We start from the raw sequence: 2,921 nt of genomic DNA, 5'->3' as shown, positions 1-2,921 counted from the left end.
GTGCTTGCAGAAGCTGGAGCGGGTGCGGGAGTGATCCAACGGCGCCGCCGCGAAGAGATGACGCGCTTTTGAAGTGCCGCTCCCTCCCCGGCGTCGTTCTGGCGAAAGCCAGGACCTCCGCGCGAGCGCTTGCGCTCGTCGCGATTGCCCCAGGAAGCGGTTTGGTGAAGACAGGCTGCCGCGCGGTACTGGGACCGCGCATCATGGATGGATTCCGCGGTAGGGGTCCTGGCTTTCGCCAGGACGACGGCGGAGAACGAGGCCGCGTCGCACGATATGTGTCGGCTATGGAGACGCCCTCGCGCCACCCGGTCCGGCGCCTTGACCGTGAAGGCGGTTCCGCGGTTGCCCCGCATCGACCTCCCCAATCACGGCGCTTTTGAGCGCTTTGCCACCCCGCCGCCGCATTGCCTGCGCCTGAATAAGTCGCTCAACGGGCTWCACAATCCCGTCACGCTGCATGTAGTATGTCAGTACATGCTGCTTCGCAGCGTACATGGAGGCCGGGAGCGTTACTTGAACGCACATGTCTCGCAAGGCAGTTGGCCGGTGTTGGTGCTGAATGCGGACTTCCGGCCGYTGAGTTACTACCCGCTGTCTCTCTGGTCGTGGCAGGACGCGATCAAGGCGGTGTTCCTCGACCGCGTCAACATCGTCGCGCATTACGACCAGGCGGTTCGAAGTCCCACGCTGGAAATGCAATTGCCGAGCGTGGTGTCGCTCAAATCCTTCGTCAAGCCCACCACCCATCCCGCCTTCACCCGATTCAACGTCTTCCTGCGCGATCGTTTCAACTGCCAATATTGCGGCTCGCCCGAGGACCTCACCTTCGATCACATCATCCCGCGCAGCAAAGGCGGCCAGACCACCTGGGAGAACGTGGTCGCGGCGTGCTCGCCCTGTAATTTGCGTAAGGGCAATCTCACGCCGGCGCAGGCCAAGATGTTTCCGCGCCAGCACGCCTTCGCCCCGACCGTGCACCAGCTGCACCGCAACGGCCGCCTGTTCCCGCCGAACTATCTGCACGACAGCTGGCTGGACTATCTCTACTGGGATACCGAGCTGGATCCGTAGGGAACTGTACCCGCGCCTGCGCGGGCCCGGTTACGGCGCGACGATGTCGAGCCTGTCTCGCGGCGGAATTGTCGCCTTGAAGGCCTGAAGCGCCGAGGTCACTTCCGCGGCATCGGCCAAGGGTGTGCGGTAGAAGGTGACATCCCGCTGCGACAGGGTCACGGTCGCCGTTCGCAGCACGGCCACCTTGGTCCAGGTCGACGGCACACCTTTCGGGAACCAGACGTCATAGATCATCACGAGTCCGACGCCGTGGTCGCTCGCGAGAGCCTCCATCTCCGCGGGTCCGTACTGCCCCGCGATCCTGGCCTGGCGCACCCGTTCCGAACCGAGGCCCCAGAGATCCAGCGTGTAGCTCGCGTTGCCGTAAGCGGCCAGACCGAGATCGTTGACCGCGATCGGGTGCCGGTAGAACGACCGGGAGAAGCGAGCCATCTGGTATTGCTGCTCGTAGATGTCGCTCGCGGCGAGCGGCGTAACCAGCGCCGTCGTCACGTAAGGCACCGCCGCAATGCCGAGACCGAGCACCAGCGCAACCTTCGTGAGCGACCATTGCAAGGCGCGCAGCCGCGGCCTGAGTTGCGCAGCCGCCCACAGCAGCGCGGCGGTCGCGAGCGCCATGATGTAGACCTCGTACCGGTTGAACCAGCCGTACTGGCCGAACACCAGATGCGCGCCAATGGCCGCGATGACGGTCAGACAGACGATCAGCGCCCGGCGGYCGGAGCGCAGCCAGGAGGCGCAGCCCGCAAGGGCAAGGCCGAGCAGAATGAGCCGCTGGCCATAGGAGCTCGTCATGCTCCGCATCATATTCTTGACGACGGCGGGAAGGGCGCTCGCGGGCTCGTCGAGATTCGCGAGATAACCCTTCAGCAGCACGGAGCTCGGCAGCAGCGGCAGGCCGCGCGACACCATCAGCGCGGCATAGCCGGACAGGCCGACGGCGATGGCGAGCGCGGCGCCGGCGGCGAAGCGCCGCTGACCGAGCAGCGCAAAGCCTGCAATCGCCGCACAGGCAAACGCGGCCCCTTCGAAACGGATCAGCGGAAGCAGCACCAGAGCGGCAAAATGCAGGGGCGTCGGCGTGCGTCCACGCGCCGCGCCGGCGAGGCCCGCAAAGGTCACGACGGACGCCCACACGTGAACGCTGTGTTCCATGCCGGTCATGGGCAGGGCGACGGCGCTGACGTTGAAGATCAGGAGCAGCGCGACCAGACAGGCGAACGGACGCTCGCCCGTGCCCGCGAACAATCCGCTCGCTTCCAGAAGACGCAGGACCGCGAACACCGTGGCGCCCGCTGCCGCGGCGTTGATCAGGAGCGGACCAAAGGCGCCGAGGCGGAGCGCTTCAGTCAACGCCAGGATATACGGCCAGATGATCGACGAACTGGGCGAGGAATATTCGCCGGCATTGACGCCATATCCGCCGGACAGAATCTGGTCGGCGACCGCGAGATGGATATACGCGTCATCCAGCGAGAAGATGAGCCTGAAGTCACACAGCGCCAGGCTCGCGACGAGTTCGGCGGCAAACAGCAGCAGCCAGGTCAGCACGGCCCCGGTCGCAGGACGCGGCCACGCTCCGGCGCCGTCCGCGGATGACGGCAAGACCACGCGATCGCAATGGTTCACGGCAATCGTCACGGAGCTCTCCCTCCCCCGTCAAGGGCGCAGCCCATGGCCCCCGGCCCCTCCAGCCTATCTCACCCGATACGATCAAAAGTTTAATCCTGGCTTGTCGGAACCGCGTGCCGAACCATCTACGTCAGCGTTTCGTTAACGATGCGCGCGCGGCTCGCGCGCCACCGCCCGTTCCGGAGCCGCCCGCAGACGAGGCGCTCACACCC

The 2,921-nt window shown here is 65.7% G+C and carries 2 protein-coding genes; one reads left to right on the top strand and one right to left on the bottom strand.

Features of this window, described 5'->3' with window-relative positions:
* The first annotated feature begins 516 nt into the window (after positions 1-516).
* Complete coding sequence (locus ACXJL8_RS38090) at positions 517-1,074, top strand: HNH endonuclease (protein ID WP_025576763.1); 558 nt, start codon at positions 517-519, stop codon at positions 1,072-1,074.
* Positions 1,075-1,104: 30 nt separating this feature from the next.
* On the opposite strand, the gene ACXJL8_RS38085 is transcribed toward ACXJL8_RS38090, so the two are convergent.
* Complete coding sequence (locus tag ACXJL8_RS38085; protein ID WP_456686711.1) at positions 1,105-2,718, bottom strand: hypothetical protein; 1,614 nt, start codon at positions 2,716-2,718, stop codon at positions 1,105-1,107.
* Between the last annotated feature and the right edge of the window lie 203 nt (positions 2,719-2,921).

Source organism: Bradyrhizobium sp. P5_C11_2 (assembly GCF_054049755.1).
This window is presented reverse-complemented; position numbering and strand designations above follow the sequence as displayed.